This window comes from Bordetella sp. H567 (genome assembly GCF_001704295.1).
Lineage (GTDB): Bacteria > Pseudomonadota > Gammaproteobacteria > Burkholderiales > Burkholderiaceae_B > Bordetella_C.
In genome coordinates this window covers 2,078,060-2,093,494 of sequence record NZ_CP012334.1, presented here as the reverse complement: position 1 = coordinate 2,093,494, position 15,435 = coordinate 2,078,060, and the positions used below count along the sequence as shown (strand labels likewise).

The following is a 15,435-nucleotide window of genomic DNA, read 5'->3' as shown; positions in this document are numbered from 1 at the left end:
CTTTTTCTTTTTCGCATGATGCCTTCCCCTTCATCCATCCGCCGACGCCTGCTTGCCGCCCTGCCCGTGCTGGGCGCGCTCTGGCTGGCCGGTTGTGCCGGCGTGCCGCCCACCCCCCTGGCCCAGGCCGACATGGCGCTGCCGCGCCGCCTCCACGTCAGCATGCAGGCCGCCGGGCAGCCGCGACAGGACGCACTGCTGGTCGTGCAGGCCGAAGGACCGGATGCCACGCGCTGGTCGATGTTCGATCCCTTGGGCATGCCCATGGCGCGGCAGATCCTGCAGGACGGCAAATGGCGCAATGACGGCTTCATGCGGCCGAACGGACAGGCCAGCGAGATGTTTTCCGCCATCCTCTTCGCCTGGACGCCCGCGGCCGCGCTGCCGTCCGCCTATGCCGGCAAGGACTGGCGCCAGAACGCCACCGCGGACGGCGGCCGCGAACGGGTGATGAACGACGATTGCAACGTGCGCTGGCGCGTGGTCTGGCAAGCCGGCGCGCCCGCGGATACCTTCGCCATCACCACCGGCGGCGGCACGACCTGGCGCGTGGAACCGCTCAAGGAGTCGCCATGACGGCCTGGGTGGGCACGCCCGGCATCGTCTGTGCGCTGGGCCGCGGCATCGACGCCGTGGCCGATGCGGCGCTGCGCGGCGACACGTCCGGCATGCAGGCGCGGGCAGGGTGGATTCCGGACCGCAGCATCGTGCTGGGCGTCGCGCCGGCCGAACTGCCGGACCTGCCGGCGGATATGCCGCGCCACTACGACAGCCGCAACAACCGCCTGCTGCTGGATGCCGCGATGCAGATCGAAAGCGCGCTGCGCGGCGCCATCGCGGGATACGGCCCGCTGCGCGTCGGCATCGTGCTGGGCACCAGTACTTCCGGCGTCAACGAAAACGCATACGGCTACCGCGCGCTGGAACAGGACGGCGCGTGGCCGCCCGATTACGACTACCGTCGCCAGGCCCTGGCCTCGCCCGCGTCCTTCCTGGCCGACTGGCTGGGCGTGGCGGGGCCGGCCTACACGCTGTCCACCGCTTGCACATCGGGCGCCCGCGCGCTGCTGACGGCCCGGCGCCTGCTTGCCCGCGGCGCCTGCGACGCGGTGATCTGCGGCGGCGTCGATACCCTGTGTCCGCTGACCATCAATGGCTTCGCGGCACTGGAAGCGCTGTCCCGCGGACTGTGCAATCCCTTCTCCGCGCATCGCGACGGCATCAACATCGGCGAGGGCGCCGCCCTGTTCCTGATGCAGCGCGACCGCCCCGGTGATACGGCCGTGGCCCTGCTGGGCGGCGGCGGCAGCAGCGACGCATGGCATATGTCGGCACCGGACCCCACCGGAGCCGGCGCGGCGCAGGCCATGCGCGCCGCCCTGGCCGACGCGGGCCTCGCGGCCCGCGACATCGGCTGGGTGAACCTGCACGGCACGGCTACGCAGCACAACGATGCGATGGAAAGCCAGGCGGTGCACGCCGTGTTTCCGCACGGCGTGGCCTGCGCCTCCACCAAGCCCCTGACCGGCCATACCCTGGCCGCCGCGGGCGCCATCGAAGCCGCGCTGTGCTGGGCGGTGATCGACGACGCGCGCCTGGCCGGCCGCCTGCCGCCGCAGCGCTGGGACGGCGCCGCCGACCCCGCCCTGCCGCCCCTGGACCTGACGGCGCCGGGCCGCCGCCTGCCCGCGAACGCGCCACGCGTGGCCATGAGCAACTCCTTCGCTTTCGGCGGCAGCAACGCCAGCCTGATCTTCGGAGCGCAGCCATGACGGCCTGCCCCTGGCCCGTGGCGCGGCTTCTCCCGCACTCCGGCGACGCCATTCTGATCGACACGGTGGACGACTGGGACAGCGAATCGCTGCGCGCCACCGCCGTGGTCAAGCCCGGCGGCCTGTACGGCAGCGCCGACGGCAGCCTGCCGCCCTGGATGGGACTGGAAATCATGGCGCAGGCCATCGGCGCCTGGGCCGGCTGCCAGGCGCTCGACCAGGATCGGGAAGTCGGCCTGGGTTTCCTCCTGGGTACGCGCCGCTACGGATGCCATGTGGCGTGCTTCCCGGCAGGTACCCGCCTGTCCGTGCGCGCCGTGCAGTCGCTGCAGGACGCCGCGGGCATGGGGGTCTTCGAATGCGAGCTGCGCGACGGCGACGAACTGCTGGCCTTCGCGCGGCTGAACGTCTACCGGCCCGCCGACGCGACCGCCTTCACGCGCGAAGCGGCGCCCGCCGATGACGGCGCGGATGCCACGCCGGCCGCCCCATGCACGCCGACCGACACTTACTTGAAGACCCGCAAGGTCTCGCCATGACAAAGACCGAATACACCGACGCCGCGAACGCGCCGCCCCCTTCCCTGCCGGTACTCGTGACAGGATCCAGCCGGGGCATCGGCCGCGCCATCGCGCTGACGCTGGCGCGGGCGGGCTATACGCCCATCATCCACTGCCGCGCCAGGCGCGAGGAAGCCGAGGCCGTGCGCGACGCGGTGCGCGAACTGGGCCGCCCGGCGCGGGTGCTGCAATTCGACGTGCGCGACCGCGCCGCCGCGGCCGATGCGCTGAACACCGACATGGAGGCGCACGGCGCCTACTACGGCGTCGTACTGAACGCGGGCCTGACCCGCGACGGGGCTTTCCCGGCGCTCAGCGGCGAGGACTGGGACGACGTCCTGCGCACCAACCTGGACGGCTTCTACAACGTCATGCATCCCGTGGTCATGCCGATGATCCGCCGTCGCGCGCCTGGGCGCATCGTCTGCCTGACATCGGTTTCCGGAATCATCGGCAATCGCGGGCAGGTCAACTACAGCGCCTCCAAGGCGGGGCTGATCGGCGCGGCCAAGGCCCTGGCCGTGGAACTGGCCAAGCGCCGCATCACGGTCAACTGCGTGGCGCCAGGGCTGATCGACACCGACATGATCGGCGACGACGTCCCCGTGGAAGAGATCCTCAAGGCCGTCCCGGCAGCGCGCATGGGCACGCCCGACGAGGTCGCCGCCGCGGTGGCGTTTTTCCTGTCGCCGGCGGCCGCCTACATCACGCGCCAGGTGCTGGGCGTGAACGGAGGACTGTGCTGATGAAACGCGTCGTCGTCACCGGCATGGCCGGCATCTGTGCACTGGGCCGCGACTGGGCCACCGTGCGCGCGGCATTCGATAACGGCCGCAACGCCATCCAGTACATGCCGGAATGGGAGCGCTATGCCGAAATGGGCACGCGTCTGGCCGGCCCGGTGCTGGATTTCGCGCCGCCCGCGCACTGGACGCGCAAGCAATTGCGCAGCATGGGCCGGGTGTCCCAGCTGTCGGTGCGCAGCGCCGAAATGGCGCTGGCCGACGCCGGCCTGCTGGGCGATCCCGACATCGCGGACGGCCGCATGGGCGTGGCCTGCGGTTCCTCCACCGGCAGCACGGCCGAGATCAAGGCCTTCGGCAACATGCTGCTGAACGGCGTCACCGACGACCTCAGCGCCAATTCCTATGTGCGCATGATGCCGCATACCACCGCGGCCAACATCGGTATTTTCTTCGGGCTGAAGGGCCGCATCATTCCCACTTCCAGCGCCTGCACCTCGGGCAGCCAGGGCATCGGCTACGCTTTCGAGTCCATCCGCTACGGCCGCCAGGCGCTCATGCTGGCCGGCGGCGCGGAAGAACTCTGCCCCAGCGAGGCGCTGGTCTTCGATGCGCTGTACGCCACCAGCCAGCAGAACGACGCACCCGAACGCTCGCCCCGCCCCTACGATGTCGCCCGCGATGGCCTGGTGATCGGCGAAGGCGCCGGCATGCTGGTGCTGGAAGACCTGGACCATGCCGTGGCGCGCGGCGCGCGCATCCATGCCGAGGTGGTCGGCTTCGGCTGCAATTCGGACGGCACGCACATCACGCGTCCCGAAGCGGCCACCATGCGCGTGGCCATGGAAATGGCGCTGCGCGACGCCGGCCTGCCGCCCTCGGCCGTGGGCTATGTGAACGGACACGGCACGGCCACCGAACAAGGCGACATCGCGGAAACCCTGGCCACCGAAGCGGTCTTCGGCGAAGGCATGGCGATCAGTTCGCAGAAGAGCTATCTGGGGCACACTCTGGGCGCCTGCGGCGCGCTCGAATCCTGGTTCAGCATCGAAATGCTGAACAGCGACTGGTATGCCCCCACCCTCAATCTGGAAAATGTGGACCCGCGCTGCGGCAAGCTGGATTACCTGCGCGACGCAGGCCGGCCCCTGGTCAACGAGTACGTCATGAATAACAACTTCGCTTTCGGCGGCATCAATACGTCGCTGATCTTCCGCCGCTGGCGTTGACCTTTTTTCCTCAACCGCAAAGGAGCTTTCCCGATGTCCCCGAGCCTGAAATCCCTGGCCATCCTGACCCTGGCCCTTGCCTGCGCGCCCGCCGCGCACGCGGCCGACCGTACCGTGATGCAATCGTTCCAGGAAGCAGTCAAGAATGCCACCGACGCCGGCAAACTGGACGGCAGCGTGAAATTCTACCTGGCGGGCGCCAAGGCCCCGTCCGGCAAGGTGGTGGAAGCCAACGTCGTCACCAACCGCAAGACCAATGCCTTCGGCAAGAGCGACGACAAATCCTGCGACTGGGCCGCGCAATCTGCCCTGGTCTCGCTACAGGAAGCCGCCAAGAAGGCCGGCGCCAACGCGGTGATCAACATCGTTAGCTACTACAAGAAGAATGAAACGCGCGATCCCGCCCAGTACGAATGCCATGCCGGCGCGGTCATCGCCGGCGTCGCGCTCAAGGGCGACCTGGCGATCGTCAAATAAGCGTCGCCGCATGCCGTGCCGCGCGCGGTCGCGGCATTGCCCGCCACGCGCTCACCGGAGATGGCCGGTTTACACTAGGGCGCGTCAACGTTGGAAGAAGGCTCATTCCAGCGTTGACGCGCACTAAACGGCCATTCCTTGCCTTTCCCGTCACGCACGAGGTTTACCCATGAGCAATACCACGCTCAAAGACACGCTGTCCGCGGCCATCAAGGACGCCATGCGCGCCAAGGCCGCCGCGCGGCTCGCGACATTGCGCTTCCTCTCGGCAGCGGTAAAGCAGAAAGAAGTCGACGAACGTCGCGAACTCGGCGACGCGGAGATCACCGCGATCATCGAAAAACAGGTCAAGCAGCGGCGTGAATCCATCGCCGCCTTCGAGCAGGCCGGCCGCACCGAAAGCGCCGAACAGGAAAAGGCCGAACTGGCCGTGCTGCAGGAGTTCCTGCCGCAGGCCGCCACGCCGGCGGAAATCGAGGCCGCCATCGCGGCCGCCGTCGAGGAAGTGCACAAACAAGGCGTCACCGGGCCTGCCGCCATGGGCAAGATCATGGCCATCCTGAAGCCGGCGCTGGCCGGCAAGGCCGATATGTCCGCGGTGTCGCAGCAGGTGAAGAGCCGGCTGGCCTGACGCCGGGCCATGGCGCGCCCGCGCGGCGCATCGCCAAGCGGCCTGGGTCAATAGGGCTGGTCCATGCCGAACAATTCCACCTGCCGGGCGATGTCTTCGCCGTCCGGGAAGTTGCTCATTCCCACCCCCACCAGCCGGTACAGGGTGGCGGCGGGCAGATCCACCCTGCCGCGCAGCTGGCGCGCCATCTCGGCCAGCGCGGCGGCCGAGCCTGGCGCCGCGGTCAGCGTATGGCTGCGGGTCAACAGGCGAAAGCGGTCAGTCTTCAGTTTCAGCGTGATCGTGCGCCCGATGCCGCGTTTGCGTGAGGCCTGTTCCCAAACGCGTTCGGCCAGCCGCCCGATGGCATCGCCCAGCTCCTCCAGCCGCAGATCCGTCTCGAACGTGGTCTCGGCGCTGACCTGCTGCGCCACCTGGTCCGCCTCCACGGCGCGGTCGTCGATGCCATGCGCCAGTTCATGCAGGCGGCGACCGTAGCGGCCGAAATGGTGCTCCAGTTCGTCCACCGCCCGCAGTTCCAGGTCGCCCACCGTCTGGATGCCCAGTTCTTCCAGCCTGGCCTGCGTCACCTTGCCGACGCCAGGCACCTTGCGCACCGGCAGCGGCCGCAGGAAAGCCATGACGTCGCGCGGGCGCACCACGAACAGGCCGTCCGGCTTGTTCCAGTCCGAGGCGATCTTCGCCAGGAATTTATTGGGCGCGACACCCGCCGAGGCGGTCAGGCCGGTTTCCTCGCGTATCTGGCGGCGTATCGTCCGCGCGACCTCGGTCGCCGACGGCAGCGCCATCTTGTTGGCGGTGACATCCAGATAGGCTTCGTCCAGCGACAGCGGCTCGACGATGTCCGTGTGCCGGACGAAGATTTCCCGCACCTGCCGCGACACGTCGCGATACCGCGTAAAATCCGGCGCGACGTAGATGGCCTGGGGGCACAGGCGCAGCGCCCGCGCCACCGACATCGCCGAATGCACCCCGTACCGGCGAGCCTCGTACGAGGCCGCGCATACGACCGAGCGCGGCCCTTTCCAGGCCACCACCACGGGCAGGCCCTGCAGCTTGGGATCGTCGCGCTGCTCGACCGAAGCGTAGAACGCGTCCATGTCGACGTGTACGATTTTGCGCATGATGATTGGTCAACGCGGCCGCCGCCGCCCGTACATCCCCGGAAAAACCCCGCGCCCGCCGCAACCCGAACGCCCATGGACACGATGCACCTCGATACCCTGCCCGTCAAAACGGATTACTTCGGCGCCCACATCCCATTGATGGATTACCTGGGCCTGGTGCCCGAACATATCGAACCGGGGCTGGCGCGAACCCGCCTGCCCTGGCGGGTGCAGCTTACCAATAGCCGGGGCGACGTGCATGGCGGCACGCTGATGAGCGTGCTGGACTTTACCCTGAGCGCGGCCGGCCGCGCCGACCTGGACCCCGGCGTCAGCATGGCCACCATCGACATGACGACCAGCTTTTTCGCGCCCGCCAACGGCGAGCTGCACATCGAGGCGCGCTGCCTGAAACGGGGCCGGTCCATCGCCTTCTGCGAAGGCGAAATCCGCAACGCCCACGGCGAGCTCGTCTGCAAGGCCTCCGGCACGTTCCGCATCGTCCGCCCCAAGCCCGGCGCGGCCGAATAAGGCCCGCCCGCCGCGGGGGCGGGCCCTGGCGCGATGCATCGTGGGCGTCGCGGGCATGTTCGCGCCGGGGATGGCTGCTGGCGGCACGGCCGGCGCTAGCGCGCGCGCTTGGCCTTGGGCACCGAATCGCTGGGCATGTACGACACGCACGCCGGAATCTGGAACCGGATGGCGTCCCGCATCGCGGTCACCGCGTCGGCGTTCCAGATCCCTTCGCCCCACATTTCGATGTGCACATCGGTATTGCGGTCGTCGATCGCGGACAGGTTCACCAGGGCGATGTTGTTGTCGGTGAACGGCGCCAGCACCTTCACCTGCCCCTTGCGGCCGACGGTATCCAGGTTGCCGACCACGCGGTAGGCGGACTTGCCGGTCAGGCATTGTTCCGCCTGCTCGCGGGCGACGCCGTAAGCGGATTGATAGTTGACCGCGATTTTGTAATCGCCGGACGGTGAGTTGCGGCCGGGCGCGATACCGAATGTGCATCCGGCCAGGCCGAGGGCCAGCGTGGCGGCCGCGGCGAATATCCTGAACATAAATCCTCCGATCAAGGAGGCGCAATTATCCTCCATCCGGCGCCGCCGGGGCGATTCCACGGTGCGGCACGGCAGCGCGAGGCAGCCTGGCCGCGGGGCCGTTCGACACGACCGGGCGCCGCGTGGCATTATCGAGCGGACCCCGCGCCCACCGCGCGACCGCATCACACGGCGACTCACAAGGAGACCGCATTGTTCAAGTTCATGACGCGCACCCTGCTGGCGGCAACCCTCATCGGCGCGGCTTCCGGCGCGCCCGCAGCCGCGCCGCGCCAGTATCCCCTGAAGGACTTCTTCCGCAATCCGGATCGCGGCTTTTTCCGCCTTTCCGACGACGGCGCCATGCTGGCCTTCATGCGGCCGGTCAGCGTGGACGGCCAGCCGCCGCGCATGAATATCTTCGTCCAGTCCGTGCACGGCGCGACGCCGGTGGGCGAGCCGCGCAAGCTCACCAGCGAAACCGCGCGCGACATCAGCAGCTATGTCTGGAAGGGCTCGGACACCATCCTCTATGCCAAGGATTTCGGCGGCGACGAAAACTTCCACGTCCTGGCCGTCAACGTGCATAGCGGAAAAGTCGTGGACCTGACGCCCTACGAACACGTGCGCGCAAGCATCGAGGACGACCTGGAGGACGATCCGGACAACATCCTGATCGGCCACAACCAGCGCGACCCCCAGGTCTTCGACGTCTATCGCGTCAACGTGCACACCGGCGAGTCCGTGCAGGTGGCGCAGAACCCGGGCAATGTGATCGGCTGGCAGACGGACCACGCCGGCAAGGTGCGCGCGGCCGTCACCAGCGACGGGCTGAACACCACCCTGCTGTACCGCGACGACGAAGGACAGCCGTTCCGCCCGCTGATCACCACCGACTACCGCACGCACGTCAGCCCCATCCTGTTCACCTTCGACGACAAGCAGCTGTACGCGCTGAGCAACCGCGGGCGCGACACCCTGGCCCTGGTCCGCATCGATCCCGCCCAGCCCGATGCCGAGGAAATGCTCTACGACCCGCGCAAGGCGGACCTCGGCGGCGTGGGCTATTCGCGCCGGCGCAAGGTACTGACCGTCGCCACCTACGAAACCGACAAGCCGCAGCGCAAGTTCTTCGACATGCAGGTCGAAGGCATCTACCGCAAGCTGGCGGATCGCCTGCAAGGCTATGAATTCGCCCTGCAGGGCGAAACGCGCGAAGAAGACAAGTTCATCGTCGCCGCCTACAACGACCGCACACCGGGTTCGCGCTACCTGTACGACGTGAAAAGCGACACGCTGGTCAAGCTGGCCGACATCAACCCGGCCTTGCCGGAGGCCGACATGGCGCCGGTCCAGCCGGTCAGCTACCAGAGCCGCGACGGGCTGACGCTGCACGGCTACCTGACGCTGCCGGTCGGGCGCCCCCCGCGCAACCTGCCCATCATCGTGAACCCACACGGCGGCCCCTGGGCGCGCGACAGCTGGGGCTACAACGCGGAAACGCAGTTCCTGGCCAACCGCGGCTTCGGCGTGCTGCAGGTCAATTTCCGCGGCTCGACCGGGTATGGGCGCAAGTTCTGGGAAGCCAGCTTCGGCCAGTGGGGCCTGGGGATGCAGGACGACATCACGGACGGCGTGCACTGGCTGATCTCGCAAGGCATCGCGGATCCCAAGCGCATCGGCATCTACGGCGGCAGCTACGGCGGCTATGCGACGCTGGCGGGCATCACCTTCACGCCCGATCTTTACGCCGCGGCGGTCGACTATGTCGGCGTGTCCAACCTGTTCACCTTCATGAACACGATCCCGCCCTACTGGAAACCGCTGCTGGAAAAGATGTACGACATGGTCGGACATCCGGAAAAAGACAAGGACCGCCTGGCGGCGACGTCTCCCGCCTTGCATGTGGACCGCATCAAGACGCCGCTGTTCATCGCGCAAGGCGCCCAGGACCCGCGCGTCAACAAGGCCGAAAGCGACCAGGTCGTGCAGGCCCTGCGGGCGCGCGGCGTCGAAGTCCAGTACATGGTGAAAGACAACGAAGGGCACGGCTTCCATAACGACGAGAACAAGTTCGCGTTCTACGACGCCATGGAAAAGTTCTTGGCGCAGCACCTCAAGCCTTAAGGCCGGGAGCAGGTCCCGGCGCCGAACGCGCCGGGGCCCTGCCGTCAGGCCTTCGCCGGCCGCGAACGCTCCATGTCCGGCAGGAACACCGCCATCATGCCGAGGAAGGGCAGGAAAGAGCAGAGCTTGTAGACGAAGCCGATGCTGGTGATGTCGGCGATATGTCCCAGCACGGCCGCGCCCACGCCGCCCATGCCGAAGGCGAAGCCGAAGAACAGGCCGGCGATGGTGCCCACCTTGCCGGGCACCAGTTCCTGCGCATACACCACGATGGCCGCGAAGGCGGAGGCCAGCACCAGGCCGATGATCGCGACCAGCACGCCGGTCCAGAACAGGTTGGCATAAGGCAGCGCCAGCGTGAACGGCGTCACCCCCAGGATGGACGTCCAGATCACCGCCTTGCGCCCCACGCGGTCGCCGACGGGACCGCCCACCACCGTGCCCACCGCCACCGCGGCCAGGAAGATGAACAGGTAAAGCTGGGCGCTGCGCACCGGCAGATCGAACTTGTCCATCAGGTAGAAAGTGAAGTAGCTGTTCAGGCTGGCCAGGTAGAAGTACTTGGAGAAAATCAGCACCGCCAGCACGCCCAGCGTCGCGGCCACCCGCCCGCGGCTCAACACCGGTTGGCCGCTCGCGGCGCGGGCCTTGGGCTTCAGGCGCCAGCGGTTGCCGGCGTACCAGCGGCCCACCCCGACCAGCACCAGCATGCCGAACAGCGCCGCCAGCGAGAACCATGCCACGCTGCCCTGTCCGTGCGGAATGATCACCAGCGCCGCCAGCAGCGGGCCCATCGCCGAGCCGACGTTGCCGCCCACCTGGAACAGCGACTGCGCCAGGCCGTGCCGGCCGCCGGAGGCCATGCGCGCCACGCGCGAGGATTCCGGGTGGAATACCGAGGAGCCCGTGCCGACCAGGATGGCCGCCAGCAGGATGAAGGGATACGACGGCGCCACGGACAGCAGCAACAGGCCCACCAGGGTGAAACCCATGCCCACCGGCAGCGAATACGGTAAAGGCCGCCTGTCGGTATACAGGCCGATGCAAGGCTGCAGCAGCGAGGCGGCGATCTGGTAGGTCAGCGTGATGAAGCCGATCTGGCTGAAACTCAGCGAAAACGAATCCTTCAGCATGGGATAGATGGCGAGCAGGATCGACTGGATCATGTCGTTCATCAGGTGCGCCACGCTGATGGCGCCCAGTACCTTGAAGGCAGTGGCATCGGAGGCGGCAACAGCCGCGGCCGGCGCCGCCGCAGGGGCGCCCGCCGGCGCGATATGGGGCAAGGGAGCGTTCATGGCCTGTCTAAGAAGAAATGAAAATGAACCGAGGTAGCAAGATCGGAGTGTAATAAGTCATGCACGCGTCGGAGTGACAATCTTCGTCGAATAAGTGACACTGCGGTGTTCTTCCGCACACGCTCATGCCCCCCCATCCGCCCGCCGCCTTTCCCTCGCGCAGCATCGACGCCGATGACTACCAGGGCGTGCCCCGCGCCGTCACGGCCATGGCCAAGGAGTTCACGGCCGGCGCCACCACCGGCCCCCACAGCCATCCCCGCGGGCAACTGCTGTATGCCGTGGAGGGCGTCATGCGTGTGACCGCCGCGCAGGGCATGTGGGCGCTGCCGCCCCTGCGCGCCTTCTGGGTCCCGGCAGGCATCGAGCACCAGGTCGAGATGGTCAGCCCGGTATCCATGCGCACCCTGTACGTCGCGCCCGATGCCGCGCGGGCCCTGTGGCCGGACTGCTGCGTCATCGAAGTCAACGGCCTGCTGCGGGAACTGATCCTGGCCCTGATGGCCTTGCCGATCGAATACCCGCTGTCCGGCCGTGCGGGGCAGATCGCCGCCCTGACGCTGTCCGAACTGGCCCAGGCCAAGGTACTGCCCATCCACATTCCCTGGCCCAGCGACCGCCGGCTGCAGGCCGTCTGCCGCGCCATCCTGGCGCACCCTGGCCTGGACCGGACCGTGGACGAATGGGGCGAGGAGGTCGGCGCCAGCGGACGCACGCTGATCCGCCTGTTCCGCGCCGAGCTGGGCCTGAACTTCCGGCAATGGGTGCAGCAGGTGCGCCTGGCCGACGCGGTGGGACGGTTGTCGCTGGGTCAGCCCGTCGCGCGCATCGCGACGGACCTGGGCTACCGCAGCCCCAGCGCCTTCGCGGCCATGTTCCGGCGCGCCATGGGAACGGCGCCCAATGTGTACCTGAACCGGCCGCTTTCAGGCTGATGTCAGTACGACGCGGGACCAGTGTGGAAAGCGCGATCCGTCCCCGGTACACCGGCAGCCCGCGCCGGCCTGCGATAATGCACGCTGTTGAAACCTTCATCGACGAGGCCGGGTCTATGCAGCTCTGCCCCAGATTCGCGAGCGAATGACCAACCCACCGCAACCCCAGCAAGCCCAGCCCAGCGACAAATCCGGCTTCAGCCTGTCCAGGCTCGCCGTCAAGGCCGCCATCATCGTGGCCGGGCTGGGCGCCTGCGGCTTGATCGCCTTGTGTCTGGCCATCGCGCTGGCCTGGCCCAGCCTGCCGGATCTGCACGCGATGACGGACTACCGGCCGCGCATTCCGCTGCGCGTCTATACCTCGGACAATGTGCTGATCGGCGAGTTCGGCGAAGAACACCGCAACGTGCTGCGCTTCGACGAAATCCCCGACGTGATGAAGCACGCGGTGCTGGCGGCGGAAGACGACCGCTTCTACCAGCACGGCGGCGTGGACTGGACGGGCGTGCTGCGCGCGATGCTGACCAACGCGCTCAGCCTGTCGAAGTCGCAGGGCGCCAGCACGATCACCATGCAGGTGGCGCGCAACTTCTACCTGTCGTCCGAAAAGACCTACACGCGCAAGCTGTACGAACTGCTGCTGACCTTCAAGATCGAATCCGCGCTCACCAAGGACCAGATCCTGGAGCTGTACATGAACCAGATCTATCTGGGTCATCGCGCCTATGGTTTCTCGGCGGCGGCGCGCACCTATTTCGGCAAGCCGCTGGCCGACGTCACGGCGGCGGAAGCGGCCGTCCTGGCCGGCATACCGAAGGCGCCTTCGCGCTACAACCCCATCACCAATCTGCAGCGCGCGGAAATCCGCCAGCACTACGTGCTGGGCCGCATGCGCGCGCTGAACTACCTGGACGACGCGCAGTACCAGGCCGCCCTGGCGCAGCCGCTGACCATCCGCGGCATGGCGGACGCCGGCAGCAACGCCTTCCGCGTGCATGGCGAATACCCGGCCGAACTGGCGCGCCAGCTGATGTACGGCATCTTTGGCGACGAAACGTATTCGCGCGGCCTGAACGTCTACACCACCATCAATTCCAAGGACCAGGAAGCGGCCTACCAGGCGGTGCGCGCCAGCATCCTGGACTACACGCGCCGCGCCCGCTATCCCGGGCCCGAGGACCAGATCGACCTGCCCGACGATATCGAGAAGGATCCCCAGGCCCTGGACGACCTGATCGACGGCCTGCAGGACAAATACCCCGACAGCGGCGATCTGTACCTGGGCGTGGTGCTTGCGGCCAGCCCGACCTCCATCACCGTGGCACGCGGGTCGCATGACATCATCACCATCGACGACAAGAAAGCGCTGGCCATCGTCGCCCGCGCCCTGAACCCCAAGGCCAAGGACGACGAACGCCTGCGCCGCGGCTCAGTGGTGTACGTGCACAAGAACGGCGACAGCTGGGAAGTGCTGAACATGCCGGCGCTGCAAGGTGCGCTGGTGTCGGAAGTCCCCGGCGACGGCGCCATCCGCGCCATGATCGGCGGTTTCGATTTCTACCACGGCAGTTTCAACCGCGCGGTGCAGGCGTGGCGGCAGCCGGGCTCCAACATCAAGCCCTTCATCTATTCCGCGGCGCTGGAACGCGGCCTGACGCCCGCCACCCAGATATCGGACATGCCGTTCTCGCTGACCGCGGAACAGACCGGGTCCAAGGCCTGGGCGCCGAAGAACGACGGCAACGCCTACGAGCCCATGATCACGCTGCGGCAGGCGCTGTACAAGTCCAAGAACATGGTGTCCATCCGTATCCTGCAGGCCATTACGCCGGCATACGGGCAGGAATTCCTGACGCGCTTCGGCTTCGAGAAAAACCGCTGGCCGGCCGTGCTGCCCATCGCGCTGGGCGCGGGCTCGGCCACGCCGCTGCAGGTGGCCAACGCCTATTCGGTCTGGGCCAATGGCGGCTATCGCGTCACGCCCTTCCTCATCGACAAGGTCACCGACAGCAGCGGCAAGGTGCTCATGCAGTCGCAGCCGCAGCAGGCTGGCGACGAAGCCGACCGCGTGGTGGACCCGCGCGTGGCGTGGATCATGGACGACATGCTGCGCGGCGTGGCCACCTACGGCACCGCCGCGCGCGCGCGCCAGGTCCTCAAGCGCGACGACGTCGCGGGCAAGACCGGCACCACCAACGATTCGGTGGACGTATGGTTTTCCGGCTATACGCCGGCGCTGACCACCACTGTCTGGATGGGCTTCGACCAGCCTAAATCGCTGGGCAACAACGAGTTCGGCGCAGGGCTTACCCTGTCGGCCTGGCTGCAGTACATGCAGACGGCGCTCAAGGGCATCCCGGTCGCGCCCAAGCGGCCGATGCCGCCCGACATCGTGACCGTCAACGGCGAATACTATCTGTCGGAATTCCCGCCTGGGCAGGCGGTTGCGTCCCTGGACCTGCCCACGGACGATCCCCTGGGCGATTTCCTGAATCGCGGCAGTACGGGCGGCGTGCCCATGATGAACAACGCGCCGCCGCCGGGCAACCCGCCGCCGGGACCGGCGCCGTCCAACCCGGCCTTCCCGCCCATCCCTGTCCCGCAGGCGGACGAAGGCCGCCCGCCGCGCCCGGCGCCCGCCATCGGGACGGCGCCCCCGCGCGCACTGCCCGCCGTTCCGTCCATCCCGGTGCCCCGTGCCGACGCGCCCCAACCCGCCACGGCGATGGCCGTGCATCCGTGATCCGCGCGGTGCGCGGTGCCCCAGGCCCTGTTAACCGAAGGGCATGCCGTGCACCGCGCCGCGCGGCGTCGTGCGCAAGCTGGCCAGGTCCAGCAAGGTGAAATACCCGCCGGCCATCCAGCCGCCCGTATCGATGTGGTAGACGTTGCCCAGGATCGTGGGTGCCATCAGCGGCGTATGACCCACGACCACCGCGCGCACGCCCCGCACGCCTGACGCATCGCCACGCGACAGCCGCTCGCGCGACCACTGGCAGATGGCGCGCGCCCGCTTGAACCGGTCGCGCAGATAGCGTTCCAGCTTGTCCCAATCGCGCACCGGGCAGTCCGCGTGCACGATGCCGACGACGCCGCCTTCGGTTTCGACTTCGATCACCAACGGCATCCGCGCGTAGGCTTCCGCATGCGTGCGCTGGTCTTCCGGCGACATCTCCAGAAACCAGCCTCCGCCGTTGACGCGCCAGTTCTCCGTATCGACCAGTCCGGTGCGCACATAGCGCACGGCATAGTCCTCATGATTGCCCTGCACGGCGTGAAACCAGGGCTGCGCCAGCCAACGCGGCGCCTCGCGGCATTCCGGCCCGCGATCGGTCAGGTCGCCCACCGAAAACAGGCGGTCGCGTTCCGGGTCGAAGCGCACGGCGTCTAGCGCCGCGCGCAGGCGTGAAAAATGGCCGTGGATATCCCCGACGGCCCAGTCCCGGCCTACGGTATTCCTTGCGTAACGCTCGACATCGATAGGCATGACGATATTCCGTACTGCGAAATG

Annotated in this window: 15 protein-coding genes; 11 read left to right on the top strand and 4 right to left on the bottom strand. The window is 67.8% G+C overall.

All coding sequences use genetic code 11. The features are described 5' to 3' along the window. The first annotated feature begins 15 nt into the window (after positions 1 to 15). The 7 genes from AKI39_RS09485 (at position 16) to AKI39_RS09455 (ending at position 5,412) form a co-directional block, all read left to right on the top strand. The gene (locus tag AKI39_RS09485) at positions 16 to 576 is read left to right on the top strand and encodes a hypothetical protein (RefSeq protein ID WP_083228729.1); all 561 of its coding nucleotides are present in this window, start codon (positions 16 to 18) and stop codon (positions 574 to 576) included. Next, positions 573 to 1,772, top strand: coding sequence for a beta-ketoacyl-ACP synthase (locus AKI39_RS09480; protein WP_066634831.1), 1,200 nt, complete (start codon positions 573 to 575; stop codon positions 1,770 to 1,772). Before AKI39_RS09485 ends, AKI39_RS09480 begins: the two co-directional genes overlap by 4 nt. Then, entirely contained in the window at positions 1,769 to 2,311 is a 543-nt protein-coding gene (locus AKI39_RS09475) for an ApeP family dehydratase (protein WP_066634825.1), read from the top strand. Before AKI39_RS09480 ends, AKI39_RS09475 begins: the two co-directional genes overlap by 4 nt. Beyond that, complete coding sequence (gene fabG, locus AKI39_RS09470; protein ID WP_066634820.1) at positions 2,308 to 3,078, top strand: 3-oxoacyl-ACP reductase FabG; 771 nt, start codon at positions 2,308 to 2,310, stop codon at positions 3,076 to 3,078. Before AKI39_RS09475 ends, fabG begins: the two co-directional genes overlap by 4 nt. Next, positions 3,078 to 4,304, top strand: a complete 1,227-nt coding sequence (locus AKI39_RS09465; RefSeq protein WP_066634817.1) for a beta-ketoacyl-ACP synthase — start codon at positions 3,078 to 3,080, stop codon at positions 4,302 to 4,304. The genes fabG and AKI39_RS09465 overlap by 1 nt, the downstream gene beginning before the upstream one ends. A 33-nt stretch (positions 4,305 to 4,337) precedes the next feature. Then, a complete protein-coding gene (locus AKI39_RS09460; protein WP_145925233.1) occupies positions 4,338 to 4,781 on the top strand; it encodes an excinuclease in 444 nt (147 codons plus the stop codon). A gap of 169 nt (positions 4,782 to 4,950) precedes the next feature. Further along, a complete protein-coding gene (locus AKI39_RS09455; RefSeq protein ID WP_066634813.1) occupies positions 4,951 to 5,412 on the top strand; it encodes a GatB/YqeY domain-containing protein in 462 nt (153 codons plus the stop codon). Between the two features lie 47 nt (positions 5,413 to 5,459). On the opposite strand, the gene dinB is transcribed toward AKI39_RS09455, so the two are convergent. Then, on the bottom strand, positions 5,460 to 6,536 hold the full coding sequence (gene dinB, locus AKI39_RS09450) for a DNA polymerase IV (protein ID WP_066634809.1): 1,077 nt from the start codon (positions 6,534 to 6,536) through the stop codon (positions 5,460 to 5,462). 75 nt (positions 6,537 to 6,611) lie between these two features. Here dinB and AKI39_RS09445 point away from each other — a divergent pair, with 75 nt between their 5' ends. After that, entirely contained in the window at positions 6,612 to 7,049 is a 438-nt protein-coding gene (locus AKI39_RS09445; protein ID WP_235610779.1) for a PaaI family thioesterase, read from the top strand. A 95-nt stretch (positions 7,050 to 7,144) separates the two neighbouring features. Here AKI39_RS09445 and AKI39_RS09440 read toward each other — a convergent pair whose 3' ends face one another. Further along, the gene (locus AKI39_RS09440) at positions 7,145 to 7,585 is read right to left on the bottom strand and encodes a BPTD_2524 family lipoprotein (RefSeq protein ID WP_066634806.1); all 441 of its coding nucleotides are present in this window, start codon (positions 7,583 to 7,585) and stop codon (positions 7,145 to 7,147) included. A 204-nt stretch (positions 7,586 to 7,789) separates the two neighbouring features. Here AKI39_RS09440 and AKI39_RS09435 point away from each other — a divergent pair, with 204 nt between their 5' ends. Continuing rightward, the gene (locus tag AKI39_RS09435) at positions 7,790 to 9,691 is read left to right on the top strand and encodes an alpha/beta hydrolase family protein (protein ID WP_443103604.1); all 1,902 of its coding nucleotides are present in this window, start codon (positions 7,790 to 7,792) and stop codon (positions 9,689 to 9,691) included. Positions 9,692 to 9,735: 44 nt separating this feature from the next. On the opposite strand, the gene AKI39_RS09430 is transcribed toward AKI39_RS09435, so the two are convergent. Next, on the bottom strand, positions 9,736 to 10,989 hold the full coding sequence (locus tag AKI39_RS09430) for an MFS transporter (protein ID WP_066634800.1): 1,254 nt from the start codon (positions 10,987 to 10,989) through the stop codon (positions 9,736 to 9,738). A gap of 125 nt (positions 10,990 to 11,114) precedes the next feature. On the opposite strand from AKI39_RS09430, the gene AKI39_RS09425 reads away from it, so the two are divergent. Next, the gene (locus tag AKI39_RS09425; RefSeq protein WP_066634797.1) at positions 11,115 to 11,924 is read left to right on the top strand and encodes an AraC family transcriptional regulator; all 810 of its coding nucleotides are present in this window, start codon (positions 11,115 to 11,117) and stop codon (positions 11,922 to 11,924) included. Between the two features lie 145 nt (positions 11,925 to 12,069). After that, positions 12,070 to 14,667 carry a penicillin-binding protein 1A gene (locus AKI39_RS09420; protein ID WP_066634794.1) on the top strand — a complete coding sequence of 866 codons (2,598 nt, stop codon included), beginning with the start codon at positions 12,070 to 12,072 and terminating at the stop codon, positions 14,665 to 14,667. 30 nt (positions 14,668 to 14,697) lie between these two features. Here the strand turns inward: AKI39_RS09420 and AKI39_RS09415 are convergent, their stop codons facing one another. Then, a complete protein-coding gene (locus AKI39_RS09415; RefSeq protein ID WP_066634792.1) occupies positions 14,698 to 15,411 on the bottom strand; it encodes a metallophosphoesterase in 714 nt (237 codons plus the stop codon). Positions 15,412 to 15,435 lie beyond the last annotated feature (24 nt).